Origin of the sequence: Psychrosphaera sp. B3R10 (assembly GCF_018861025.1) — a bacterium.
Classification (GTDB): domain Bacteria; phylum Pseudomonadota; class Gammaproteobacteria; order Enterobacterales; family Alteromonadaceae; genus Psychrosphaera; species Psychrosphaera algicola.
In genome coordinates, this window is record NZ_JAHKQH010000041.1 from 41567 (window position 1) to 65607 (window position 24041).

The 24041-nt window shown below is 41.4% G+C and carries 23 protein-coding genes and 1 riboswitch; of the genes, 16 read left to right on the forward strand and 7 right to left on the reverse strand.

Translation table 11 applies throughout. The features are described from left to right. Window positions 1–86: 86 nt before the first annotated feature. From KO525_RS15055 to KO525_RS15090, 8 genes are read left to right on the forward strand one after another with little or no spacing between them, the layout of a single operon-like run. Window positions 87–905, forward strand: coding sequence for an ABC transporter ATP-binding protein (locus KO525_RS15055; protein WP_215964664.1), 819 nt, complete (start codon window positions 87–89; stop codon window positions 903–905). Further along, window positions 895–1914, forward strand: coding sequence for a FecCD family ABC transporter permease (locus tag KO525_RS15060; RefSeq protein WP_371744423.1), 1020 nt, complete (start codon window positions 895–897; stop codon window positions 1912–1914). Before KO525_RS15055 ends, KO525_RS15060 begins: the two co-directional genes overlap by 11 nt. A gap of 1 nt (window position 1915) precedes the next feature. Continuing rightward, window positions 1916–2986, forward strand: a complete 1071-nt coding sequence (gene cobT, locus KO525_RS15065; RefSeq protein ID WP_215964665.1) for a nicotinate-nucleotide--dimethylbenzimidazole phosphoribosyltransferase — start codon at window positions 1916–1918, stop codon at window positions 2984–2986. Further along, on the forward strand, window positions 2983–3810 hold the full coding sequence (locus tag KO525_RS15070; RefSeq protein ID WP_215964666.1) for an adenosylcobinamide-GDP ribazoletransferase: 828 nt from the start codon (window positions 2983–2985) through the stop codon (window positions 3808–3810). Before cobT ends, KO525_RS15070 begins: the two co-directional genes overlap by 4 nt. Then, window positions 3810–4361, forward strand: a complete 552-nt coding sequence (cobU, locus tag KO525_RS15075; RefSeq protein ID WP_215964667.1) for a bifunctional adenosylcobinamide kinase/adenosylcobinamide-phosphate guanylyltransferase — start codon at window positions 3810–3812, stop codon at window positions 4359–4361. The genes KO525_RS15070 and cobU overlap by 1 nt, the downstream gene beginning before the upstream one ends. After that, window positions 4358–5851: a cobyric acid synthase gene (locus KO525_RS15080; RefSeq protein WP_215964668.1), complete on the forward strand. Its 1494-nt coding sequence runs from the start codon at window positions 4358–4360 to the stop codon at window positions 5849–5851. The genes cobU and KO525_RS15080 overlap by 4 nt, the downstream gene beginning before the upstream one ends. Then, entirely contained in the window at window positions 5838–6452 is a 615-nt protein-coding gene (cobO, locus tag KO525_RS15085) for a cob(I)yrinic acid a,c-diamide adenosyltransferase (RefSeq protein ID WP_215964669.1), read from the forward strand. The genes KO525_RS15080 and cobO overlap by 14 nt, the downstream gene beginning before the upstream one ends. Window positions 6453–6455: 3 nt before the next feature. Next, window positions 6456–7316: a cobalamin-binding protein gene (locus KO525_RS15090; RefSeq protein WP_215964670.1), complete on the forward strand. Its 861-nt coding sequence runs from the start codon at window positions 6456–6458 to the stop codon at window positions 7314–7316. Window positions 7317–7491: 175 nt separating this feature from the next. On the opposite strand, the gene KO525_RS15095 is transcribed toward KO525_RS15090, so the two are convergent. Together KO525_RS15095 and KO525_RS15100 are read right to left on the reverse strand one after the other, a co-directional pair. Then, window positions 7492–8709, reverse strand: coding sequence for a cadherin repeat domain-containing protein (locus KO525_RS15095; RefSeq protein WP_215964671.1), 1218 nt, complete (start codon window positions 8707–8709; stop codon window positions 7492–7494). Beyond that, window positions 8709–10706, reverse strand: a complete 1998-nt coding sequence (locus KO525_RS15100; RefSeq protein ID WP_215964672.1) for a TonB-dependent receptor — start codon at window positions 10704–10706, stop codon at window positions 8709–8711. The genes KO525_RS15095 and KO525_RS15100 overlap by 1 nt, the downstream gene beginning before the upstream one ends. A 99-nt stretch (window positions 10707–10805) precedes the next feature. After that, window positions 10806–10934: riboswitch (cobalamin riboswitch) on the reverse strand. 188 nt (window positions 10935–11122) lie between these two features. On the opposite strand from KO525_RS15100, the gene KO525_RS15105 reads away from it, so the two are divergent. Together KO525_RS15105 and KO525_RS15110 are read left to right on the forward strand one after the other, a co-directional pair. Then, entirely contained in the window at window positions 11123–11626 is a 504-nt protein-coding gene (locus KO525_RS15105) for a DUF6491 family protein (RefSeq protein ID WP_215964673.1), read from the forward strand. A gap of 234 nt (window positions 11627–11860) precedes the next feature. Further along, a complete protein-coding gene (locus KO525_RS15110) occupies window positions 11861–13129 on the forward strand; it encodes an amidohydrolase family protein (RefSeq protein ID WP_215964674.1) in 1269 nt (422 codons plus the stop codon). A gap of 123 nt (window positions 13130–13252) precedes the next feature. Here KO525_RS15110 and KO525_RS15115 read toward each other — a convergent pair whose 3' ends face one another. Then, window positions 13253–14386, reverse strand: a complete 1134-nt coding sequence (locus KO525_RS15115; RefSeq protein WP_215964675.1) for a GGDEF domain-containing protein — start codon at window positions 14384–14386, stop codon at window positions 13253–13255. Window positions 14387–14704: 318 nt separating this feature from the next. Here KO525_RS15115 and rpsF point away from each other — a divergent pair, with 318 nt between their 5' ends. From rpsF to rplI, 4 genes are read left to right on the forward strand one after another with little or no spacing between them, the layout of a single operon-like run. Continuing rightward, entirely contained in the window at window positions 14705–15040 is a 336-nt protein-coding gene (rpsF, locus tag KO525_RS15120; protein ID WP_215964676.1) for a 30S ribosomal protein S6, read from the forward strand. A 15-nt stretch (window positions 15041–15055) separates the two neighbouring features. Further along, a complete protein-coding gene (gene priB, locus KO525_RS15125; protein ID WP_215964677.1) occupies window positions 15056–15361 on the forward strand; it encodes a primosomal replication protein N in 306 nt (101 codons plus the stop codon). Between the two features lie 9 nt (window positions 15362–15370). Next, complete coding sequence (rpsR, locus tag KO525_RS15130) at window positions 15371–15598, forward strand: 30S ribosomal protein S18 (RefSeq protein ID WP_215964678.1); 228 nt, start codon at window positions 15371–15373, stop codon at window positions 15596–15598. Window positions 15599–15625: 27 nt separating this feature from the next. Further along, window positions 15626–16078 (forward strand): 50S ribosomal protein L9, encoded by a 453-nt coding sequence (gene rplI / locus KO525_RS15135; RefSeq protein WP_215964679.1) that lies wholly within the window; start codon window positions 15626–15628, stop codon window positions 16076–16078. Window positions 16079–16136: 58 nt separating this feature from the next. On the opposite strand, the gene KO525_RS15140 is transcribed toward rplI, so the two are convergent. Both KO525_RS15140 and KO525_RS15145 read right to left on the reverse strand, forming a co-directional pair. After that, a complete protein-coding gene (locus KO525_RS15140) occupies window positions 16137–16886 on the reverse strand; it encodes an ABC transporter substrate-binding protein (protein ID WP_215964680.1) in 750 nt (249 codons plus the stop codon). A gap of 114 nt (window positions 16887–17000) precedes the next feature. Continuing rightward, the gene (locus tag KO525_RS15145) at window positions 17001–18122 is read right to left on the reverse strand and encodes a DUF3083 family protein (protein WP_215964681.1); all 1122 of its coding nucleotides are present in this window, start codon (window positions 18120–18122) and stop codon (window positions 17001–17003) included. 389 nt (window positions 18123–18511) lie between these two features. Here KO525_RS15145 and KO525_RS15150 point away from each other — a divergent pair, with 389 nt between their 5' ends. Together KO525_RS15150 and KO525_RS15155 are read left to right on the forward strand one after the other, a co-directional pair. Next, window positions 18512–19168, forward strand: coding sequence for a YitT family protein (locus KO525_RS15150; RefSeq protein WP_215964682.1), 657 nt, complete (start codon window positions 18512–18514; stop codon window positions 19166–19168). Between the two features lie 150 nt (window positions 19169–19318). Then, a complete protein-coding gene (locus tag KO525_RS15155; protein ID WP_215964683.1) occupies window positions 19319–19990 on the forward strand; it encodes a response regulator transcription factor in 672 nt (223 codons plus the stop codon). A 35-nt stretch (window positions 19991–20025) separates the two neighbouring features. On the opposite strand, the gene KO525_RS15160 is transcribed toward KO525_RS15155, so the two are convergent. Further along, entirely contained in the window at window positions 20026–23484 is a 3459-nt protein-coding gene (locus KO525_RS15160) for a PAS-domain containing protein (protein WP_215964684.1), read from the reverse strand. Continuing rightward, window positions 23485–23967 (reverse strand): hypothetical protein, encoded by a 483-nt coding sequence (locus KO525_RS15165; RefSeq protein ID WP_215964685.1) that lies wholly within the window; start codon window positions 23965–23967, stop codon window positions 23485–23487. Window positions 23968–24041: the final 74 nt, after the last annotated feature.

Below are 24041 nucleotides of genomic sequence, written 5' to 3' on the forward strand. Positions count from 1 at the left end.
GGCATACTCGTATTAGGGGAAACATCAGTTTACCTTTAAATTGATCTACCTCTTTACGCCCGCATTATTAGAGCTAAGCAAACGGCGTGACTTTGATATCTACACAGCAGCAAACTATTTTAGACGTTGACCAACTTTGTTGGCACGTTCAATCACGCGTTATTCTCGACAATATTTCTTGCTCCATAAATAAAGGAAGTTTTACCGGCGTATTAGGGCCTAATGGCGCTGGTAAGTCGACATTACTTCGTTGCTTTTATCGTTATATGAAACCAACTTCAGGTGTTGTGCGTTATATAGGTGATGACATTCAAACGTTGTCGCCAACAGAATACGCCAAACAAGTGGCTGTTGTATTGCAGCACACACCGCAAGACTTTCAGCTCAAAGTGGCCGATGTCGTCGCCTTGGGGCTGACGCCTCATAAGTCGTGGCTAAGTCGCTTAGATGCAAACGATCATGCAGCAGTGCAAGCGGCAATGACACAGGTTGGTGTTAGCGACAAACAAGCGGATAACTTTGAAACTTTATCTGGTGGTGAAAAACAGCGAGTGATGATCGCCAGAGCCATTGTACAAAAACCGCAGGTTCTCATCATGGACGAACCAACAAGTCATCTTGATGTCAAATATCAAATTCAAATTATGGAATTGGCTAAGTCTTTAGGTATTACCGTTATAGCGTCATTTCACGACCTCAATCTAGCGGCTTCGATGTGTGACAACATATTGCTATTAAAAGGGGGTAAGTTGGTGGCCAGTGGTTCACCTAAATCGGTTATTACAGAACATCAATTGTCTAAGGTATTTGATGTTTGCACAAAAGTGTCTGAGCATCCTCAGCATAGTGCACCATTAGTTACTTATTATTATGGCTATGTTGCGGGAGCCGACCATGAAGAATAACGCAACTAAACAAATGGTCTATTTTTCAGTAATCCTTTTGCTCATTTTAATCTTCAGTTTTGCATCAGCGTTATCTATTGGTGCCGCACCGTTGTCGTTTAGCCAAGTATTTGATTCAGTGTTTGGGCTATCGAATGATCAGTCTAGCTATATTAGTAGCATTGTATGGGACTTACGGATGCCACGCAGCTTATTGGCATTTGTCGCTGGATGTGGTTTGGCTTTAGCGGGTTTGATATTACAAAAAGTGACGAGAAATCCACTTGCAGATCCCTATTTATTTGGCATTTCCTCAGGCGCATCTTTAGGTGTTGTTGCCCTTATGTCTGTTACGTCGTTGGGATTTGGTTTTTATTTGTCGATAGGCGCATTTGTCGGTAGCTTGCTTGCCGTTGTGATGTTGTTAGTTATTGCAGGGCATTATGGCCCTAGACAAGTTGAAAATATGCTGTTGGCTGGCGTGGCGTTATCGTTTTTATTTAGCGCTTTTACCAGTTTAATGCTGTATTGGAGTGATCCACAAGCGGTCACCTCGATTATGTTTTGGACCTTAGGTAGTTTTGCCCGAGCGGATTGGCAAACCCTATGGATCCCCACCACAGTGGTTTCCATCTGTTTAGTTTTTATGTTTTTACATCAACGCCAACTCACCGCGTTGTTATTAGGCGATGAAAGCGCCACCACATTAGGGATTAATGTATCGCGACTACGTATCAATATGTTGCTGTTGAGTTCGTTATTGACGGCATCGATAGTTGCCCTATGCGGCGGGATAGGTTTTGTGGGGTTAATGATCCCGCATATTGTTCGTTATTTTGTGACTAACGGCAGTCGGTTTAGCTTTTTTGTCACCGCCTTTGTTGGCGGGATTTTTATGCTGTGGGTAGACATAGGCTCACGAATAATCTTGACCAATCAAGAACTACCTATTGGAATTATTACCTCAGCCATTGGCAGCGTATTTTTTCTGTCTCTCCTTTATTTACGAAAACGTAAGGCGCTTGATTAATATGTTTGAAATAGCCCCATTGTCGACTTCTTTTAGCGCTTTAATTACCAATAAAATTAACAATAAAACGAAACCACTTGGTGCCCTCGGTAAGCTTGAATTTCTTGCTGTAACATTGGCTGAAATTTATTCAGACAACGCAGGCGCATGGCAACAAACCTTAGAAATTACTCAGCCTAACCTAATTGTGTTTGCCGCTGATCACGGTATCGCAGCGCATGGGGTATCCATAGCGCCCAGTGAAGTGACGCAACAAATGGTGATGAATTTTGCCAACGGCGGAGCGGCCATTAACGTGTTTACTCGTCAGTGCCATTGGCAACTCACCGTCGTTGACGCGGGTATACTTGTTCCTGTTGCTGAATCCCTTGGTGTTTTAAACCAAAGATTAGGCGCGGGGACACAGGCCATTCATTTGCAAGATGCGATGACAACGGCGGAAGTTATCAAAGGTTTTGAGCTGGCTAAATCTCTTGTCGCTGAGAAACATCAACAAGGCTGTAACTTAATTGCATTTGGTGAAATGGGCATAGGCAATACGAGCAGTGCGTCGGCTTTGATGGCGGTTATATTAAATTTATCGGCGGCCGACGCCGTAGGTCGAGGTACCGGCATTAGCGATAATGTATTTAAGCATAAAATCAAACTAGTCCAACAGGCTGTCGACAGAATAAAGGTGTCACAATCGACTCCTAATGAGCCAATCACATTGTTAGCCCAATTAGGGGGCTTCGAAATTGTGCAAATTTGCGGTGCTATGTTAGCGGCGGCAGAGTTAAAAATACCCATTGTGGTCGATGGCTTTATTTGCAGCGCCGCGGCCATGGTAGCGAAACTCATCAATACACATGTCAGTGATTACTTAATTTTCTCCCATGCGTCCGGCGAGCAGGGTCATGCGGCTATGTTAGATTGGTTTGACGCGGAGCCACTACTGGATCTTGATTTGCGGTTAGGCGAAGGTACTGGCGCAGCATTAAGTTTGCCGCTCATTATGGCCGCTTGTGGCTTTTATAATGACATGGCCAGTTTTGAGTCAGCGCAGGTTGACGATGTTGTGACGAACCAATGAATTCAACTTCAAACTCACAAATGAGCAAGCGACAAAACCTTCAACAACATTGGTTTTATTTCCGTTTGGCACTGGTGTTTTTAACTCGTATTCCTATCGTGATCAAAGAGCAGGTCAATGACAGTGACATAAACCACACATCCGCTTATTTTGGATTTGTCGGTTTTGTTCTTGCCGCGATTTTAGCCATTGTTAGTTGGCCACTGTTATTGATACTTCCTCCGGAAATTGTTGTCGCGCTAAGTATGGCCGTTAGCTTAATGTTAACCGGTGCTTTTCACGAAGATGGTTTGGCTGATACCGCCGATGGTCTCGGTGGTGGTTGGACTCAAGAACAAAAGCTCAACATTATGAAGGATAGTCGTATTGGAACGTATGGCAGTTCGGCGTTGATTATTGTTTTGTTATTAAAATACCAACTGCTTGTTAGTCTTATTAATGTCGGCTTTATTGAGTTTGTTGTCGCTTTGTTCACAAGTCATAGCGTGAGTCGAGTTATCGCGGTGAGCCTAATTGGTGCGTTGCCCTACGTGCAACTTGATCAACAAAGCAAAACCAAGCCGATTGCACAGGAGTTACCTAGCGGCGCATGGCGATTATTAATGTGCTCTTTAGCTATTGTTGGCTTGATATTGTTATTCGTATTGGAGGTTGCCATAACCCATGTTTTATTGAGTATTGGCGTTATATTGGCATTACGGTTGGTATTTAAGAAATACATGAAATCACAACTTGGCGGGTACACCGGCGATATATTAGGCGCCACACAACAAGTGTTTGAAATACTGGTTTACGTCCTCTTAGTTGTTTGGCTGGTGGGATAATGATGGGACCCAACAGCATTCACTTTATTTTAGGGGGCGCACGGTCTGGCAAAAGCCGTTTTGCCGAAAACGCTGCTGCAAGATCAGGAAAAAACGTCATTTACATTGCGACTGCCGAAGGTCTCGATGATGAAATGATTGATCGCATCGCACATCATAAAAACCATCGCCCAGCAAGTTGGGCAGTAATAGAATCGCCACTTCAGTTAGCCGATACGATAGAGCAAAATGCAACTGAACACACCTGCATTATTGTTGATTGTTTAACTCTGTATTTAACTAATTGGCTTTGTAAAGACAATGACGCGGCGTGGCAAAATGAAAAGCAGCGGCTGCTCAGCGTGCTGGAAAACGCGGCACACAATAAATTTCTGGTTGTATTGGTCAGTAACGAAGTGGGTCAGGGCATAGTCCCTTTGGGTGAATTGTCTCGTACTTTTGTCGACCAAGCTGGGTGGCTACATCAGGATATCGCAAGACTTGCTGGTAAGGTTGATTTTATTGTCGCCGGTTTAAATATGAGGCTAAAACCGCAAAAGGGCGAACAATGAAAGTATTAATGGTGCAGGGTACTACGTCCGATGCAGGAAAAAGCACGTTAGTCGCTGGACTGTGTCGAGTCTTCTCAGATTTAAACGTAAAAACAGCCCCGTTTAAACCACAAAATATGGCACTTAATAGTGCCGTTACCGACGATGGTGGTGAAATTGGCCGGGCCCAAGCACTACAAGCCGTTGCGGCAAGACAAAAAACGCGAGTCGATTTTAATCCCATTTTATTAAAGCCAAACTCAGATACAGGCGCGCAGGTCATTATTCATGGAAAAGCCTTGAGTAACATGGAAGCGGATACTTACCACGACTACAAAAAAGTGGCGATGGACGCGGTACTGGTTTCGCATCAACGATTAGCCACTGAGTTTGACCTATTGTTAGTGGAAGGGGCGGGCAGTCCTGCTGAGATTAACCTTAGGGAAAATGATATTGCAAATATGGGGTATGCCGAAGCTGTCGACTGCCCGGTTATTATTATTGCCGATATCGATAAAGGTGGTGTATTCGCGCACCTAGTCGGTACATTGGCGCTGCTATCTGAAACAGAGCAGGCGCGGGTAAAAGGGTTTGTGATAAATCGGTTCCGTGGCGATATTGCATTATTACAATCGGGACTTGATTGGCTGGAAGATAAAACAAATAAGCCGGTTTTGGGGGTTTTGCCTTATATTCACGATTTAGCGTTAGATGCTGAAGATGCGATAAGCATTGAAAATAAGACCGGAACTGTGCAATTAAAAATTGCCGTAATTGTGCTTCCGCACATTAGCAATCATACGGACTTTGACGCACTTCGGTTACACCCAAATGTTGATTTACAATATGTTGGTATATTTGAATCTTTGCCTAATTGTGATCTGGTTATTTTACCCGGCAGTAAAAATGTCATTGGCGATTTGACTCACTTAAAAGACAACAAATGGCCGGCGCAAATTAATCGGCATTTGCGTTATGGCGGCAAATTACTGGGTATTTGTGGCGGATTTCAGATGTTAGGCCATACCATTTTTGATCCTAATGGTGTTGAGTCCAGTACGCCTAAAACCAAAGGGTTAGCATTAGCTGACTTTGAAACTGAGTTAACAGAATCGAAGATCTTAACTCAAATTTCTGGTACGAGTGCTCTGCACGCTGTTTCGTTTAACGGTTATGAAATTCATTGTGGCCATTCCACAGGAGCCGCATTACGTCAGCCAGCTTTTTATATTGACGACTATGATAAAGACAAGGGCATTGTGAAAAAACCTGACGGTTTTGTTTCAGACGATAATCAAATTATGGGAACTTACATCCACGGATTATTTGATAGCCCACAGATAAGCCATTTATTGTTTGACTGGATAAACCCTGCACACGGTATTAAAGCAGGATTTGACTTAAACCGTCATAGAGAAGAACAACTGGATCAATTAGCCAATTCATTACGCGCTAATTTAGATATGCAAAAAATACAACAAATAATAGGAATGACTCATGAGTCAAGATGAACTAAAAGCCCGCCGCGACGAGAAACACGCAGAACGTCAAAAACGGATAAAAAAAGAAGTCGACGAACGAGTCGCTAAAGCACAAACCGAACAAGGTGTATTCCAAGTGATAACCGGAAACGGTAAAGGAAAATCTACGTCTGGTTTTGGCACTGTTGCGCGTTGTGTTGGGCACGGTATGAGTGCCGCAGTGGTGCAATTCATTAAAGGCGGCTGGGAGTGTGGTGAACGCAATTTATTGCAAAAAGTTGGTGTTCCATTTACGTTTATGGAAACCGGCTTTACCTGGGAAACGCAAAATCGTGACTCAGATACGGCCGCAGCTCAGGAAGCTTGGGTTGTCGCTAAGCAGTACTTGGCAGATGAGAGTATCGATTTGGTTTTACTCGACGAATTAACGTATATGATCACCTACGATTACATCGAACTTGGAGATGTGCTCGAAGCGATAAAAAATAGACCAAAAATGCAATCAGTGATCTTAACCGGTCGCGGCGCGCACCGTGAATTAACTGAATTGGCCGACACGGTTAGTGAAGTTAGAAACGTCAAACACGCCTTTGATTCGGGTGTGAAAGCACAAAAAGGATTTGATTTCTAACCCATGAAAAATCTGATAACCGCGAGTATTTTAACGTGTCTAATTAGCTTCGGCCTAACGCTTTCGAGCTCTGGCATGGCTGCGTCCAAAGTGAACATAAAACCAGCGACGCGAATTATTGCGCTCGCACCGCATATCGTTGAGTCGTTATTTGATATTGGTGCGGGTGATAAAATTGTCGCCACCGTCGATTATGCCGACTACCCCGTGGAAGCGTTAGATATTCCAAGGGTTGGAGGCTATTACGGCATTCAAATGGAAAAGATTTTGGCCCTTAAACCTGATCTCATCATTGTCTGGAAAGGCGGGAATCAAGATGCTGATATTGCTCAATTAGAAAAGTTGGGGTTACCTGTGATTTACAGCGAGCCTACTTCATTGAGTGGCGTTGCGGCGGAACTTAGAATGTTTGGCGAGTTAACCGGCTTATCACATAATGCAGAGGTACTCGCGGATCAGTTTGAAGATGACTTGGAGATTATTCAACGACGTTACGGTAATCGCCATCCTGTTGACGTGTTTTATCAATTGTGGTCGGAACCGATGATGACAGTAAATAAAAATACATGGATCAATCAACTTATTGAAACGTGTGGTGGGGTCAATGTTTTTGCCAACAACCCAACTGAGTATCCCCAGATCAGTATTGAGAATGTCATTGTCGCTCAGCCTTCAATTATTATTATGCCGCAGGAAAAGTCAGATAAGCCTCAACCTAAAATCGATTGGCAAAAATGGACTGTTGTACCGGCGGTTAAAAACAATCAATTTATGGAAGTAGATGCTGATCTTATTCATCGCTTTAGTCGTCGAATGCTTATTGGCCTAGGTGACATGTGTAAAAAGATAGATGGGTTTCGTTAATTATTATTTGACGCTTTGAGAGGGGCAAGTGCTTAGCAAAGGGTTAACTATCAACGAACGCACAAATAAAAAGATAGGCAATAAAAAAGGGCGTTTTAACTATCCGCCCTTTTTAAATTTTGAAAACTAAACGTTTATAGTTTCTCGAACGCGCTCATTCAAGCGCATTAAAAACCTAATCTTCTAAGATTGCGATAACCGCAGGGTTTAAGTCTGTAAGTAATCGCTCACCATATAATTCGCCAGTTTCTAAGTCGAGAATGTCTAAACCTGGCGTGGTGTTTGAGCCTACTGCAATCCAAAGATATCCATTGGCATCATAAGCAATAGCATTGATTGCTTCTTCTCCAGAACCCGCAACAGTTTGATCGTTAATTTCACCGGTTGTTGGGTTAAATTGGTATACAGCAGAAACTTCGTGGTATGACGGTTCATAAACACTTTGGCTTACGTAGAAAAACCCAGTGTCAGCGTCAACAACCACTGAAGCTTTGATATTAGCCGCTGTATTGTCCGTAATATCCGAAGCGGTTAATACTTCACGTAATGCAAACGTGTCTGTATCAATTGCTTCAATCATGCTGCCACTTAAGTCAAAGCTAGAGTAGCTATCGCGTGATGTAATAAATACTTCATCACCAAATGCAACTAAGCTATTTTCAAGCGGATTAACGCCGTTAACTGGAATACCCATAACGCTATCGGTTGACGATGCATTGGTTTCAATTTCAGCGTCAGTTGCAGTATCAAACACGGCAACATAAGCTGATTGAGCGTTCCAACTATCGTCTATACGTTGCATGGCGATAAATAACTTTCCATCGGTGATCACTGCAGATGAAGGTGATGGGGTTTGAGCACTGTTATTTTCAGCATAAGCACTTAGGTCCAATTCACCAATTTTAAAGTCTTCAGCTTGAGTTGCTTGTGGATTAACAATCCAAACCGTTGGTGAGCCATAACGCAATAAATACGCTTTTTGATCAGAAGCAAATGCAATGGCATAAGGGTTACGAGATGTCGTGTCTAAGTCATCTTGAGTAGAGTAAGACCAAGTCGCCACATCGAGATTGTCAGAGGCAAACTTTTCAATAGTATCAATCCCAAAACGACCAATATGGAACACTTCGTTGTTATAGGCAGATACCGTAAAGTCTGACTTGTCTTTGACTTGATAACCTGTGCTGACTTGCGCGTCGTCGCCGGTAACCATAACTAATTCTGATGATGTATAGTCAGGTGCAATCGTTTGAACAACGGCATTGCTAGGTGTGGTTTCAACAATGATTTCGACATCAGTGTTGTCATCTTTAATGTCGTCATCGCTACTACAGGCAGAGATAAAAGTGACGGCGAATAGGGCCGCGAGAGTAAGTTTGTACTGTTGTTTCATTAGAACTCCTTCAAAGTAAATTTAAAATTGATGTTGCGACCGGCCGCTGGCCGATTGGCTAAGTCGTAATAGGATTGGTTAAAAATGTTGTTTATCGCCAACGAGGCACTGTACTTGGCGTGATGCCAAGACAATTGCAGCTGCGTGGTATTGTTGTCCGTTGGAAAACCAGAATGAGACGAGACTTTATTTGCTCGGTCAAAGTACAAGTCGTTTTCGATTCGAGTTTGGAGGCTTAGATACCAAGTTTGGTTAAACGAATATTGGGCCTGAACTTGATATTGTTGGTGGTAAATACCAGGCAGCTTTTTATTATCAAACACATGAATGTCAGATTGTGTATTTGAGTCAATGAGGTCGATGGTTGCGATAAGTTTAAAATTCGGCGTTACGGTGATATCCAATTGCGTCGATAGACCAAATAACGTTGATGACGCGACATTGGTGTAACTACCGATGCCACTTGAATTAAATATAGCGACGATTGAATTATCAATTTGTTGGGCATACAGCGTATTTTGAATATTGATATTTTGCCAACGGGCGAGCCAGTTAAGTGAAATTGAATTGGCAAGTTCAGCCTTTAAGTCTTCATTTCCTTTGAAAGAACCTCGGTCACCAAATAATTCGCTTAGCGTTGGGGTTCTTATCCCTTTAGCGATATGGGCTGAAATGCGATGATGGTTAAACCGATAACTCACATCAAATTCAGCTGAGTGGTGAGAATAACTGCTGTTTAAGCTCTTTGTATCTGGCTGGTAACGGGCGTCATTGGTGTTTTTAGCGTTCAAAAAATTCCACAGTAATGAATACTGTATAGCCGACTTTCCTGGCCAATTCAGTCGCGAGCCGAGGTTCATTAAACGTTGAGTTGCCTCAACATCACAGCTTTGAAAATTATTGCAAGCTGGGCGCTGTTGATTAACCCAACTATCTGAAACAAATGTTTGGTTATTGATATTAATGTAGGGCGTTACTTTTAGGGTGTTGAATTTTGTCGGAGCCGAAAACTGCACATAAAATTGATCTGTATCGTATTGGTAAATGTCGTTTTTACTTGCCTTTGGTCGGTCTGTATATGTTTCTTGTTGATTAAACCAATAGGCTTCCAAATTAACAGCGTAGTCGAGTTGCCACAAATCAAATGGTTGTATAGTCGCGTGTTCAAAACCAACTCTGTAGTTGGTATTTTCTAGCGTTGATGCCATTTCTGGAGAGTTATTTTGATAATTAGGAATGGCTTTGAGTTGCTCGTTATATTGAGCATTGATTGACGTTGTTGTGTTACTTGATGAAAACTCGTCACTTAAAAAATAAGTAGTTTTTCTAAAGTGGTTATTCCGCAGAGGTTCGGTTATTGACTCTTGACTATTGTTAAAGCTTTGCGGTACTAAGTACTCATAATCATTGTCTGTTTGCTGGTGGTTTACACTCATCGACAACTGATGCTGTTTATAAAGCAAATTCCCTTTCAAGTTAATTTCTTGGGTTTGCCAACTGCCTAACGTGGCAGACAAACTTGCATTGCTGCCATCGCCTTTGATTGTATTAATTCGAATTTCGCCACCAATAGGTGTGACTCCTGTAGATGTCGATTGATATTGACTGACTTCAATTGACTCTATTAGTGCCAACGGGATCTGGTCTAAATCGAACCCGCCAAATTGACCGGTATTAATGAGTTGACCATCGATGCGTAGATTAACTTGTTGACTGGTTGAACCTCGGATTGAAATTGCAATTGGGTTACCCAACCCTGCCACCTGTCGTATTTGCACCGAAGGTAAGCTGGCTAAAACAGAAGATAAGCTATTGGCTGTTTCTAATAAGGCTTGTTGGTCAATTAAATAGGTATTAAGTGAGGTATCCTCGCTATTATTTAGGACTTCTATTCGCTCTATTTTTTCTACAGTCTGATCTGATTTTTCACCGACGTCAGCAAATGCCTGCGTTGCAGTGATTAAAAAGAAGTAAGCTGTAAATAAGAACTGTTTCATGTCATCTCGTAGTTGAGCTTATATAAGCTCGATGAGACGAAAAGGGCACACAAGGTCGCGACGAATAGGCGAAGTTGGATGCCGTATTCGCCCACCGCAAATCGGTTATTTATCTTAGGTCGGTATCGGGCTTATTTTTTCAAAATAACCGTTGCGGGGGCAGCGTTGGATTTTCACCAATCTTCCCAGTTACCCTACAGAGTAGGCACCTAAAATAATGTAGTAAATATCGTGTTGTAAAACACGACATCAGAATTTGGCGCGATAATAACAGGAAGCAAGGTGTGACGAAAGTTCTTGTTGGCTATATCGTATGTCGTTATTACAAATGGTTTAGATAGATAGTTACAATTGATAACGATATTGTAGTAGATTCATGGTTATACTAAGTAAAACTAAAATAAGTAAGGGGTATTATGTTTAAGCTCATTTTATCAATAATTGTCGCTGGGTTTATATTGGTTGGTTGCGCCTCAAATAATACGCTCACGAAAGAAGAACGGACTGCCGCCTATGAACAGTTTGTGGTGGATAACAACCTTGAACGTACTGATAAAATCCCTGGATTCAAATTTGATCAGTGGTCCTCTTTAGGGGCGAAACACCTTATTTTATACCGTAATTTTCGCTCACCTTATTTAGTGACATTGCAACGGAACTGTTTTGATCTCGACTTTGCTCATCAATTAGCTATAGAACATCAAGGTGGGTCTTTGCGGGCTAAATTTGATTATGTGTTAGTGCCGAATACTATTCCTGTGAAATGTTTTATTTCGGCAATTCATAAGATCACGCCGGAGCAGAAGAAACAGCTAATGGCGATTGGAGAAGATCCTAAAACGTCCTCGCCAGATGATGCCGAGGATAATGATCAAGAAGCCGACGGTGAAGCGTCAGACAGTGACTTGGAGTCGGTATAACTCGACGATGTTATCGGAGCATAGGTCCGTAATAATTAGTGACTGACGCAATATTAAATCAAGGTGCTACGACGTAGTGCCTTTTTTTATGTAATTTACATATGGATTTGCGTCCATCCTCGATAAATACGATGAACAACAGGAACTTCGATATAAAAACCGATATTTGTTTAGGAAACTCTGCTTTAATAAGCAAAGGTATTAATAAGAAAAAACAAAAGTGGAAGGTAACATATGCGTTTGGTCCCGGTAGCAGCTTTATTGAGTATTTTATTCTGTTCCTCAAATTTACTAGCACAACAAACCCTCATTAACGCCGACGCCTATGTCGATGTGGAAAGTGGCGAAACGATTAATTACGTGTCGGTTTTAGTTGAAGATAACGTGATTATAGAGGTTGGCCGACAGGGCAAAGTCTCCGCTGATGCAGGCGCTGACATTATTAACCTACAGGGGAAAACCTTATTACCAGGCTTAATGGATATGCATGTTCATTTAACTGGTGATGCGGAAGAGAACTTTTTGGCATCAAAAGGAAACTCGGTTCCTAGGATGACGGTAAAAGCGGTAAAAAATGCTAAAAAAACTTTGATGGCTGGATTCACTACAGTTCGTAACTTGGGTGCAAAGGGTTACTCAGTCATTGGTGTACGAGACGGCATTAACGCTGGTGAAGTTGTCGGGCCTCGAATTTGGGCCGCAGGCCATTCTGTTAGTATTACAGGCGGTCATTGTGATGATAATTTCTCACCACCAGAAGCAGAAAGTATCAGTGGTGGTGTCGCAGATGGTCCGTGGGCGGTGCGAACTAAGGTGCGTGAAAACATCAAGTATGGCGCAAACACAATAAAAGTGTGTGCAACAGGTGGTGTGTTTTCAAAGGGCACTAAAGTTGGCATACAACAATTAACGGAAGAAGAAATCCGCTCGGCAGTCGAAGAAGCTCATATGCGCGGTCTAATTGCTGCGGCACATGCGCACGGGACTGAAGGTATTAAAGCCGCTATCCGTGCTGGTATCGACAGTGTTGAACACTGTAGCTTTATGGACCAAGAAGCAATCGATTTGGCACTAGAGCACGGTACATACTTGTCGTGTGATATTTATAATACGGAGTATACGTTGGCGTTTGGTGAAGCAAATGGTGTCCCAGAAGAAAACATCAACAAAGAAAAACTCGTATCAAAAGCACAACGTGATAGCTTTAGAATGGCCGTCGAAGCTGGTGTGAAAATGGTATTTGGCTCAGACGCGGCAATTTATCCACATGGCGATAACGGCAAACAGTTTTCTCGTATGGTACGGTTTGGGATGACACCTATGCAAGCGATTCAGGCGGCAACATTAAATAGTGCTGATCTTTTGCAACAGGATAACATTGGACAAATTAAAGCGGGTTATTTAGCGGATATCGTCGCTGTTGATGGCAATCCAATTAGCAATATTGATCTTATGGAAAATGTAACTTTTGTAATGAAAGACGGTGTTGTTTATAAGCAATAAGCCGCTATGAAAACCGTGTCTTGATATACGCCAATGCTGTTGCGTATTTCAAGGCACTTTTAATAGCAGATCGACAGTAAAACGATATCGCTATCGACTTCACAGCTTTAGATGAATTTAAAACTAGCCTGTGATGTTTTGAGTATGTTCGACCTGATCCGTCATGATGCAATTTCTGCCTGCATCTTTGGCTTGATAAAGTAAATTGTCAGCGCGGGCAAGGAGCAGAATGTCAGTGTCTTTGGGTTTAATTTGAGTTAATCCAAAACTTGCTGTTAGCGGCCAAGAAATTCCTTCAAATTGATTTTTCTCGATATTTTCCTTCATTCTTTCAATCACGGTAAGTGCAGCCGAAATTTTAGTACGTGGCATAACAATAACAAATTCTTCACCGCCAAATCGGATCAAAATATCCGTAGCTCGGCTACTTTGTTTTAATACTTCCGCGATTGCTATAAGGGCTTGGTCACCAGTTAAGTGACCTAATGTGTCATTAATTTTTTTGAAGTGATCTAAATCACATACAGCAATGCAAAAAGACTCATTTGAGCGTGCAAATTCTTTAATTTCGCGCTGTAAGAAGTCCGTTAAATAACGTCTGTTGTACAATTTTGTTAATGGATCTTGAATGGATTCTTCTTTGAGTTTTTCGTTGGTCTTTTTTAAGTCCATGGACAGTTTTAACATCAGTCTGCGGTTGCTCTCTAGCGAGTTGGCAATTAAAAATGAAACGACACAAATCGCAATGATGGGAAACAAAAATAGGACGCTAAAAGGCTGATCATAAAAATGGAAATAAACCACAGAGAATTGGGTTGTGGCAATTGCCATAATGATGACATATTTAAGAGAACAGGCTCGGTAGGCGGTTACTGTGCCTAAAATAGCAAAAGAGAATGCGGTGAAATTTGGCGTTAATAAGGACTGTAAAGCGGTAATAGACGCCGCAATAATACATACGATTACGGCGTAACTCATCATCAAGAAGTCCATGTTCTTAATGTTGTTATAGGCTTTCGCTGTAGGTAAAACAAAACGGAAAACGGCTGAGCTTAAAAATAAGCCAAACCAAATTATTAGGTATGGGCTACTGTATTCTCCATTAATGTCGTTGACTTGATGGTAAATGTTGCGGCAACAAAATAGCAATGCAATGATGCCTAACACGTAGGTCGCTACGACAAATCGAGAATAGTTGTCTTCGACCTGAGATTCTAAATATTTGATAGCAAAACTACATTGTTCAGCTTGAGCCATTTTTATTTTTCTTAATTAGCTTAATTACGGCACTGCTCTTAAATCACATTGCTCATTTGCTATACAGAATAAAGGTTGCGCTTTTTCTGTGCAACACTTTGTTACATTTTGGGTGAAATTTAAGCTTATGCGGTTGGTAAGTACTAACAAAATAGGCCTATCTAAACTAATTGTTTGAAAAGTCATCAAATCGATTGAGCCAAATCAAAAAGTAGGTATAATTGCGCCCCCAAATCAGCTATCAATTTTTGTTCCTTGCCTTTGTACAAGTTTGGCTGAGCTTGAGTTTAAGGCTACTAATCCAAAAGGAATCTAACGATGCGTCATTACGAAATCGTTTTTATGGTTCACCCTGACCAGAGTGAACAAGTAACTGGTATGATTGAACGTTATACTGGTTCTATTACTGAAGCCAATGGCCAAGTACACCGTCTTGAAGACTGGGGTCGCCGTCAATTAGCTTATCCAATTGAGAAATTACACAAAGCACACTACGTTCTTATGAATGTTGAAGCGCCGAGTGAAGTAATTGCTGAATTAGAAGAAACATTCCGCTACAACGATGCGGTATTGCGTTCTCTAACTATCCGTAAGGACCATGCAGTTACTGAACCTTCTCCTCTGGCTAAAGAAGAGAAGAAAGAAGCTGCTTAATTGAGGATAGCTTAGGTGTTTAATCAGGTGGTCTTAACGGGCCAAATTTGCAAATCACCCAAGTTTTCTGAAAGTCCTGCAGGCGTAGTTCATGGTCAATTTTCAATTGAACATCGTTCTATTCAACAGGAAGACGAGTTTAGCCGAAACGCTTATATTCGAATTCATGTTGTAACCTGTGGTGAACAACAAAGGCAGTTAATACAAAATTTTGTTGTAGGTGATGAAGTTAATGTGAGTGGTTTTTTAAACCGTCACGAAAGTAAAAATGGTCAACCCATTCTTGCACTTCACGCTCAACACATTGAAAAACTCAATTAGGAGACTCTAATGGCACGTTATTTTAGACGTCGTAAAGTTTGCCGTTTCAAAGCAGATGGCATCAAAGAGATAGATTATAAAGATCTAGCAACTCTACGTAACTATGTTACAGAAAGTGGAAAAATCGTACCTAGCCGTATCACAGGTACAAGTGCAAAGTATCAACGCCAACTAGCTCGTGCAATCAAACGCTCACGCTTTTTAGCATTGTTGCCTTATACAGATTTACATCAATAAGACTGGTAATTAAGAGGTTTAATACATATGAACGTAATCCTTTTAGATAAAGTTGCCAACTTAGGTTCACTTGGTGACAACGTAGTCGTTAAATCTGGCTACGCGCGTAACTACTTATTCCCACAGGGAAAAGCAGTTCCAGCGACTAAAGGCAATTTAGAGCAATTCGAAGCTCGTCGTGCAGAATTAGAAGCAAAAGTTGCTGAAGAATTAGCTGCCGCTGAAGCTCGCGCTGCTCAAGTTACTGAGCTTGCAGAAGTGACTATCGCTTCTAAAGCTGGTGACGAAGGTAAACTATTTGGTTCTATCGGAACTCGTGACATCGCTGACGTTATTTCAGAAGCTGGTGTTGCAGTCGTTAAAGCTGAAGTTAAAATGCCTGAAGGCGCAATCCGTGAAACTGGAGAGTTTGATATCGCTATCCAACTTCACCCAGAAGTAACTGCGTCTATCAAAATTAACGTTATTGCTGAAGCATAATTAGTTAGTTTTAAAAGTATGAATGCCAGTGACTTGTCACTGGCATTTTTGTATCTGGCTATTGATCTTGCTTTAGCTGCGACTCAGTTGAAAGGTAATACAAACCTAGTACCTCTTCTAATTCCCCTGATTTTTTCATCACCTCGAGTGTGTTGTTTAATTCTTTAACAAAACTGTCCACCCGCGGATTTACAATACATTCAAAATAGTCAAAAGATTGTAATAATGGACTCAGCTCTTCGTAGTTTAATTTGGACATTTGTTTTTTTGTTAAAATAAAACGAAGGTCGGGTAAATAATCAATTAATGCCGCCGCTCTCTTTTTTTGCAACATGCCAATTGCGGCCTGCTGACTTACAACGGGAAAAAAATTGATGTGTTTTTGTTCCGTAATATAGTCCCCAAACAAATATCCTCTTTGATGCACAACAAGTTTGTTGTGGAGCTGACTGAGTTTTGTGTACCTTTCTGGGCCGATAGTGAAGATATACGCAGAAATACTATTAACTTTTGAGCTTAATTGCGTTGGAATGCTGCGGCTTGCCGTTGGGATGGTCGGGAATATGCAGTCAACAGATCTGTCTTGCAGCTTTTTATTAGAGCGCGAGCTGGGCATATAATTAAGTTCTAAATCGAAATCAATTTTTTTAACGAGATGTTTTACTAGTAAATTATAGGGGGCTTTGTCGTTGTTATATTCCATTACATTTGGAATATGAGTTAATGCAATAGAGATTTTTTCCTGCGCATTACTCGCGGCACTAAAACAACTAGGTAATATTAAAAGCGTTACGAATAATAACTTCAAACTAAACCACCAAATCCAAGGCAACCTTAGTCAGTTTAGTTCAGTTCGAAAACTTTGCGCGTCTTAATGTGAATAAAAAGCCCCATCTCAAAGTTGTTCAGGGGCATATAAATATTACACTTGTTGCATGATATGTTGGTGAACACGAATGATAATATCGTCGTTATCTTTTTTCCAATTCACATCGTCAGCAAACTTAGTTACGGTTTGCATCACTTGATTAACAAACTTCCCGTAGTTGTTATTATTTTCATCTGACTCGTCAGCGAAAAAGACAAAACGTATTGTGTCTGCTAATTTATCACCGCTCCAATGTACACAGAAACGGCTTTTGTTATTGCTTGGATCCACACCAATAGATATTAACTCACCTTGTACTTCTGCTGTTTCTGACTCGTCATAACGAACAAACGGTGACAGGCCATTGGCAATTAGTGCCGCTTGGTCAATATTGTTTTCACTACATGCGTCTTTAAATATGCTTTCTACTTTTTCATACAATTTAGTGAAAGGCGTATCACAGTTGTAATCAATGTCAGTGCCTTTTAATAAACGTCGAGCCATTGGTACACTGGCAATCGCGTAAGTAATTGAGGTGTGTTCACCAATCTTTTGACCTTGGCTTTGATAGCGATCAGCAATTTCACGGAAACTATGAGTGATAGTTTCTTTATGACCTTTTTCTTTCGTGAATAAATCAAAAGTAAGATGTTGATGGTCGCGTAATTTTATTGCGTTAGGTGCTAAGCCTATTTTAGCTGAAATGTCTTTAACCGCTTTAAACACGGCATTATGGAACTTGCCAGAATTAAGGCGTAACTCGTCACCGGTTGCTAAAAATAATATTTTTACTTTTCGAGCTCTAATTGCGTTGTCGTAATAGCTTTTAAATGTGCTGTTATGTTCTGGGCAGTAAAAGAAAAAAGACTGCTGATTACTATGCAGCACTTGTTGCTCGCCACTGTAACGTACACGAACAAGTTTGTTATTCGCAACAAAATTAACGTGTGTCAGGCCGTGTTGTTCAACTACTTCAAAAATTTGATGAGACAATTTTTGGTAAAACTTTTGATATGGCTGGTCTGCATTGGTGTCGATTGTGCCGACAATGGATTCAATTAACTCGTCTGTTAATTGGATTTCAGCCAAAATATACTGGTTATCGCGTGAGTCACTAGGAATGTAAACTCGGTCACCTGCGCGGTGTTTTCTTAAAATTGATGATGCTCTTCTCATAATTCCCTCTCTGCTTCTAGGACCAATTGGTTTGAGAAACTAATTTATTTTTATTGTTATAACATGGCGTTAATACGTAAACATCAATTCATTTGACAATTTGCCTGTTGTTTTTAGACTGAGTTGGAATTGATTAGTTGAACTAGTTTCTACTCTATTATTGTGACATATATGTGTTATTCAAGTTTTATTAACGGTGGAAATCCCAATATTAGTGCATCTTGGCTTGAGAGTCAGGTACTGTTTGGTTTAGCCGTCTTTTGCACTATTTAAGCGTAAATATCTCTTGCCGATTTTGGGCAATGTTTGAATGGATAAATAGAGCTATTACTCAGTAATGATAGAGTTAATAGGTTAAAATAGTGCCGTCGAATTTACGCAGAGTTGTCATGAAAAAAATAGCATTTGAATGGTACGCAATAGTTGAAGGCTGCTTCTTAGTCGCCCTTGGATTATTCTTTTTACAATCGAGTCATATGATCGTTGGTGGCACTGCAGGTCTTGCCGCACTCGCAACTAAAAGTTGGGGGTTGTCGATGGGGTTATGGTTCTTCATTGTAAATGCGCCGTTTTTTGTTATCGCTTACCGTCAAATGGGAAAAACGTTTACGTTAAAAAGTGTGTTTGGCATTGTGTTGGTTTCTATTCTTGCAGATACGATGCAATTGCTCATCTCTTTAAATTCAATCCCTATGTGGCTAGCCTCGTTTATCGGCGGCGGTTTAATAGGTGTTGGATTATTGCTGATATTCAAAAATAATGCGTCACTTGGTGGGGTCAATATCCTTGCACTTTTTATTGAGAAAAAATACGGCATCCATAGTGGCAAAGTTATTTTATCAATTGATTTGTTAGTCGTGTTATTAGCTCTGACAAGTTATACCGTAGAACAATTGCTGTATTCGACACTTGGCTTTTTTGTTTTGACTTCGGTTTTAGGCCGTTATCATAAAAAAGCGCCACTGACTCAAAATCACAAAGTGAAGACATCCTCCGTTGCTAATACCGCGGGTACTGACGTTGATTCCCACGTAAGTCCTGCATAGAATTGTATCGTTCGTTCATACTAGGTTAAAAAAGCGGCTTTTGTTGATCTGCATTAGGTTTAGGTGCGAATAGACAAAAGTCTAATTAACTATTTGTTAATTTCAGACTAGACTGACGCTGGGATAATTTAACAAAAGCGATATAACCATATGCAGCCAGAAAAAATTATTGTTGCGGATGATCATCCATTATTTCGGCAGGCTCTATTAGAAACCTTAAGGTCAAAGTTAACGCATACACAATGGCTTGAAGCCGAAAATGTTAATGAGTTAAATACACTTCTGGCCGAAAATACTGATGCGGATTTGTTGTTATTAGATCTCAATATTCCTGGTGCTCATGGCTTTAATACGTTAATCCATGTGAGGCGTCATTTTCCTCAAATACCAGTTGTTGTTGTTTCTGCATATGATGATGTGGATACTATCTCCTCTGCGATGGAGCATGGTTCGTCGGGTTTTGTTCCTAAATCAACTCCGGTAGAAACCATCTTTTTGGCTATTAATGAAGTGTTTTCAGGCAATATTTGGACCCCACCTAATTTTTCTGCTCAAACCGCACAATCAGGAAAATCCGATATTGCAGAACGAATCGCAAGCTTGACGCCACAGCAGTATAAAATTTTGATGATGTTTGCCGAAGGGCTGTTAAACAAACAAATTGCCTACGATTTACATGTGTCAGAGGCCACGATTAAAGCCCATGCAACTGCTATCTTTAAAAAGTTAAACGTACGAAATCGTACACAGGCGGTTATTACGCTTAATGAACTTGATTTATCAGGCACGGCATTTGAAACGGAATTATCTACGTCAAAATAGTAAGCCTCTAGTATCTTGAATTTGTTGGCAATGGATCAGTCGACAAATTGTTTACGAAGCCTTTCAGCTAGTTTGGCATTGATTAGCGCACGAAGTGCTGCTGGCTTAACTAACTTCCTCATAAACCCTAAATCTGCATTCGCGGCTTTATGCTCTATACCAACCTCGGTTGTCGCAGTTATCAATATTGCCGGTAGATAACGTTCTGAGGTGCTTCTTAGTTCTTCAATTAACTTGATACCTGTTCGGTCGTTTTCAAGCTGATAATCCACCAAAGCAATGGCTATATCGTCTTTTTGTTGCTGATACTTTTCTTTAGCTTCCGTCGTGGAGGCGGCGCTAATTACGTTGCATTGCCAACTTTTAAGTAATTCTACCATCCCATTGAGAACCGCAGGGTCATTATCGATACATAACACAGTTACACCTTGCAAGCTTACACTCTGCGCAGTAGCGGAGCGTTTTGGCGTTGGTGTAGCAACAGGTGAAGTGAATTGAGGGACCGCTTGCGGGATGGTAATACTAAAATTACAGCCATGACCACTTCGAGAGGTTAGTGTTAGAGGGTGGTTGAGGAGTTCAGCTAAACTTTTTGTAATACTCAGCCCCAACCCTAAGCCTTTAGCACCGGATTGCTTGTTGGTATTCAATTGGGTGAATTGTTCAAAAACTAGCTGTTGCTTATCCAGTGGAATACCATCGCCATTATCAAGCACTTGAACGACTACATTGTTGCCAGAGCGTCGAACACCAAGCAGTACTTTGCCAGGCGCAGTATATCGAATCGCATTACCAAGTAAATTTTGCAAGATGCGGCGCAATAAGTGGCGGTCGGATTTAACCCAAACTTCGGTTTTTACAAATCGTACCTCGACCTGCTGTTTGTCAATGACCGCAGAGAAATCTCGTTTAAGTTCCTCAAATAAGGCTGTTAATGAAAAGCTGTCGAATTGAGGGTGAATATTACCGCTTTCTATACGGGCGATTTCACCAAGGTTGGCCAACAGGTCGTTAGCCACCTTTAACGAGTCGTTGATATTGTTAACCTGCACCAGTTGTTCGTCGGTTAACTCTGGTTGACTCGCCAAAGCAGATGTAAACAAACGGGCAGCTTCAAGGGGCTGCATTAGGTCATGACTTACGGCATTTAGATATTGACTCTTTTTGATATGAGCGGTTTCTGATCTTTCCCGCGCGACTTCAAGCTCCCGATTGGTTTCTTCTAGCTTTTGCGTGCGCTCGATAACTCGGCTTTCGAGATCTAGATTAGCTTCTTTAAGGTATCGTTCGGCTTGACGGTACGTTGTGATGTCAGTGAACAACATCACAAAACCACCGTCAGGCAGAGGGTTACCTTGGATACTAATGACCTTGCCATTGTTATGTTGGCGCTCTGAATTATGGGGACTACCCTGCTTTAAGAAATTGACTCGGCGAGCGACTTGTTTGTCAACGTCGCCCGGGCCTGTAAGGCCTTTTTCAACGTTAAAGCGGATAAGGGGTTCGATAGGGCATCCGACATAAAGTAGCTCTTTTGGGTATTCAAACAATTCGACATATCGTTTATTCCAAGCCACAAGGTTTAAGTCACCGTCGACAATGGAGATACCCTCACTGGCGTTTTCAATCGCACTTTGCAGTAAATTTTTACTAAATTCCAAGCGTTGTGCAGATGCGTCTTCAACTAACAAAGCGAGTTCATTGAGTGCAATATCCCGACCTTCGAGTGCTGAATGCAACACAAGGCGGGCAGAGGATGACCCCATTACACTGGCAAGCGTTTGTTCAGTGTGTTCAATGAGTTTTTGAATATAAACCTGTTTACTAAGATGTTTTTTATTATTGTATTGGTTAAATTTTTCAAATTTACTGCGTGCTGACGATTCACCTACAAACCGCGCCATTAAAGCGACTAGCTCGGCTTCATTTAACTGACGGTATTTGGGGGAGCTAACCACGAGCTTAGTGGATTGTTCGAAAAACAAGGCGCTTTGCACGCGCTCTTGCACGCTAGGGCGGGTGAATTGCGACACCAGCCACATGACAAAAATATTAGAGGTTAGACTGAGTAAGGTAATTATAGTGTAACTCGGAACTGGTGCCTCTTGGAAAGGATGAGCATAAAGCCCAAGTTCTGGTAGAAAGTTTAGTGCGAGCCACATACTAAAGCCCACCACAATACCGCTATAAACCCCTTTTAGGGTGACACTCCGAGAGTAAAAAGCGGTGATTAGTGCTGGGGTGAGTTGACCAATTGCGCCAAAGGCAATTTCACCTAGTGCCGAAAGAGTATCTGGTGAAGCAAAATAGAATGCGCCATAGCCCAGCATGATCACGACAAAGACGAGCACCTTACGAACGTTAAGAAGTCGCACTCTAAATGTATCAAAATCGGTATCCGACTTACCTGTAGATTTAAATAAAATTGGGAATACAATCTCATTGCTGATCATAGTACTCAGTGCGATTGCTGTAATAATGACCATCGAACTTGCTGCGGATATCGCACCAATAAAGGTCAGTAGTGTTAACCACGAGTTGTTGGTTAACTGTGGTAAAAATAATACGTAGGCGTCGCTGGGGACGGTGTCCCCAAGTAACATATATCCTGCGAGCCCAAGAGGGATCGCAAATAAGGCAAATACCATTAAATAAAGAGGGAACAAACGGCGGCTTAACCAGGTGTCTTTTTCAAATTTAAGCTCGACGACCATAACTTGGAATTGGCGCGGTAAGGCTAAAAACGCAGCCATGACAACAATAAGCAAACCAAACATAGATGTTAAGTTAGGTAGAGAAAATTGTTGCGTTAGGTTTATTTTTTGCTGGGCCTGCTGCCAGATATCTACAGGGGAATCGAACAGGAAAAAGCTGGCAAATATACCAACCGCGGCAAACGCAATGAGCTTCATTAACGATTCAAACGCGATGGCTAACATAACCCCAGGGTGGCGCTCTGTAACCTCTATTGAGCGAATACCAAAGATGACAGTGAACCACACCAATACCAAACTTACGCCTAGACCAAGTTGCCAATGTTCAAACCCTGGCGCAAATTGAAGCTGTTGGAATGTATAGACAATTGCTTTTAATTGCAGTGCAAGATAAGGCAATGTGCCGACGAGGGCGACGGTTGTAACGAGTCGGGCGAGGTGTTTTGATTTTCCGTAACGTGATGCAATAAGGTCGGCAATAGACGTAATGTTTAGCTTTAAGCTGACATTAATCATGCGTTGAATAAATGGCCATGCAAATACAAAGAGTAAAATCGGGCCAAGAAATATGGGAATATGTGACAACACATTACTAGCGGCCTGGCCACTCGTGCCAAGAAAGCTCCAGGACGTGCAATACACCCCTAAAGTAAGAGCATAAATAATAGGCTGATAAGTTTGTTTAATTCGGTGGCGGTAACGGTCACCTAAATAAGCAATGAGAAACAGCAGCATTATGTAACTAATGCTGATGCTTATCAGTTGCCAGTTTGCGAACATTTAGTCTTCTTTAGCAGGCAATTGAGTGCTCTGCGTTGTACTAGTAAATTCACCTGCGTATTGATTGCCTTTGATTGTGGCAATAACGCGGAAAACTTGTTTGCTTCCCTTGGCGGCATTCAGTTTGGCAAAAGGCGTATGTTCGTACCAATAGTATGGTGTTTGAAGTAGAGCCATTCGAAAAGGTGTAGCCGTACCTTGGTTGTCGACTAAAAAGAGCGTGGCGTCGTCTAACGGATAAGTTGAATTGATGACTGTTCTATCTTTGTCTTCACCATCCGTTGCAGTGTATAGACTAAGTTTAATATCACCGGAACGAAGAATGCACTGTTTTGCTATAACATCACAATAGTCATTTTCAGTGGTTAGCTTAAAAAATTGGTTTTCAGGTTTTTCGAGTTCCAGCCAAAGATCGGATCCAATCCAGCCGAGGACAGCCAGAAACGGGGCGATGATAAATGCGAGTCGAGTATGTTTATTCATATTTCTTTTTTATAGTTTCCAATGAGTTAATGCAACTAATTTTTACCTGTAACAGTAAAAAGAAAAGACTCCCG

Excerpts from the sequence above, each read along its gene's own strand:
- rpsF (WP_215964676.1), top strand. The coding sequence starts at position 14,705 with ATGCGTCATTACGAAATCGTTTTTATGGTTCACCCTGACCAGAGTGAA.
- KO525_RS15150 (WP_215964682.1), top strand. The coding sequence starts at position 18,512 with ATGAAAAAAATAGCATTTGAATGGTACGCAATAGTTGAAGGCTGCTTC.
- cobU (WP_215964667.1), top strand. The coding sequence starts at position 3,810 with ATGATGGGACCCAACAGCATTCACTTTATTTTAGGGGGCGCACGGTCT.
- KO525_RS15080 (WP_215964668.1), top strand. The coding sequence starts at position 4,358 with ATGAAAGTATTAATGGTGCAGGGTACTACGTCCGATGCAGGAAAAAGC.
- KO525_RS15160 (WP_215964684.1), bottom strand. The coding sequence starts at position 23,484 with ATGTTCGCAAACTGGCAACTGATAAGCATCAGCATTAGTTACATAATG.
- KO525_RS15165 (WP_215964685.1), bottom strand. The coding sequence starts at position 23,967 with ATGAATAAACATACTCGACTCGCATTTATCATCGCCCCGTTTCTGGCT.
- cobT (WP_215964665.1), top strand. The coding sequence starts at position 1,916 with ATGTTTGAAATAGCCCCATTGTCGACTTCTTTTAGCGCTTTAATTACC.
- KO525_RS15070 (WP_215964666.1), top strand. The coding sequence starts at position 2,983 with ATGAATTCAACTTCAAACTCACAAATGAGCAAGCGACAAAACCTTCAA.
- KO525_RS15145 (WP_215964681.1), bottom strand. The coding sequence starts at position 18,122 with ATGAGAAGAGCATCATCAATTTTAAGAAAACACCGCGCAGGTGACCGA.
- KO525_RS15105 (WP_215964673.1), top strand. The coding sequence starts at position 11,123 with ATGTTTAAGCTCATTTTATCAATAATTGTCGCTGGGTTTATATTGGTT.
- KO525_RS15110 (WP_215964674.1), top strand. The coding sequence starts at position 11,861 with ATGCGTTTGGTCCCGGTAGCAGCTTTATTGAGTATTTTATTCTGTTCC.
- KO525_RS15095 (WP_215964671.1), bottom strand. The coding sequence starts at position 8,709 with ATGAAACAACAGTACAAACTTACTCTCGCGGCCCTATTCGCCGTCACT.
- KO525_RS15115 (WP_215964675.1), bottom strand. The coding sequence starts at position 14,386 with ATGGCTCAAGCTGAACAATGTAGTTTTGCTATCAAATATTTAGAATCT.
- KO525_RS15155 (WP_215964683.1), top strand. The coding sequence starts at position 19,319 with ATGCAGCCAGAAAAAATTATTGTTGCGGATGATCATCCATTATTTCGG.
- KO525_RS15100 (WP_215964672.1), bottom strand. The coding sequence starts at position 10,706 with ATGAAACAGTTCTTATTTACAGCTTACTTCTTTTTAATCACTGCAACG.
- rplI (WP_215964679.1), top strand. The coding sequence starts at position 15,626 with ATGAACGTAATCCTTTTAGATAAAGTTGCCAACTTAGGTTCACTTGGT.
- KO525_RS15060 (WP_371744423.1), top strand. The coding sequence starts at position 895 with ATGAAGAATAACGCAACTAAACAAATGGTCTATTTTTCAGTAATCCTT.
- KO525_RS15090 (WP_215964670.1), top strand. The coding sequence starts at position 6,456 with ATGAAAAATCTGATAACCGCGAGTATTTTAACGTGTCTAATTAGCTTC.
- rpsR (WP_215964678.1), top strand. The coding sequence starts at position 15,371 with ATGGCACGTTATTTTAGACGTCGTAAAGTTTGCCGTTTCAAAGCAGAT.
- cobO (WP_215964669.1), top strand. The coding sequence starts at position 5,838 with ATGAGTCAAGATGAACTAAAAGCCCGCCGCGACGAGAAACACGCAGAA.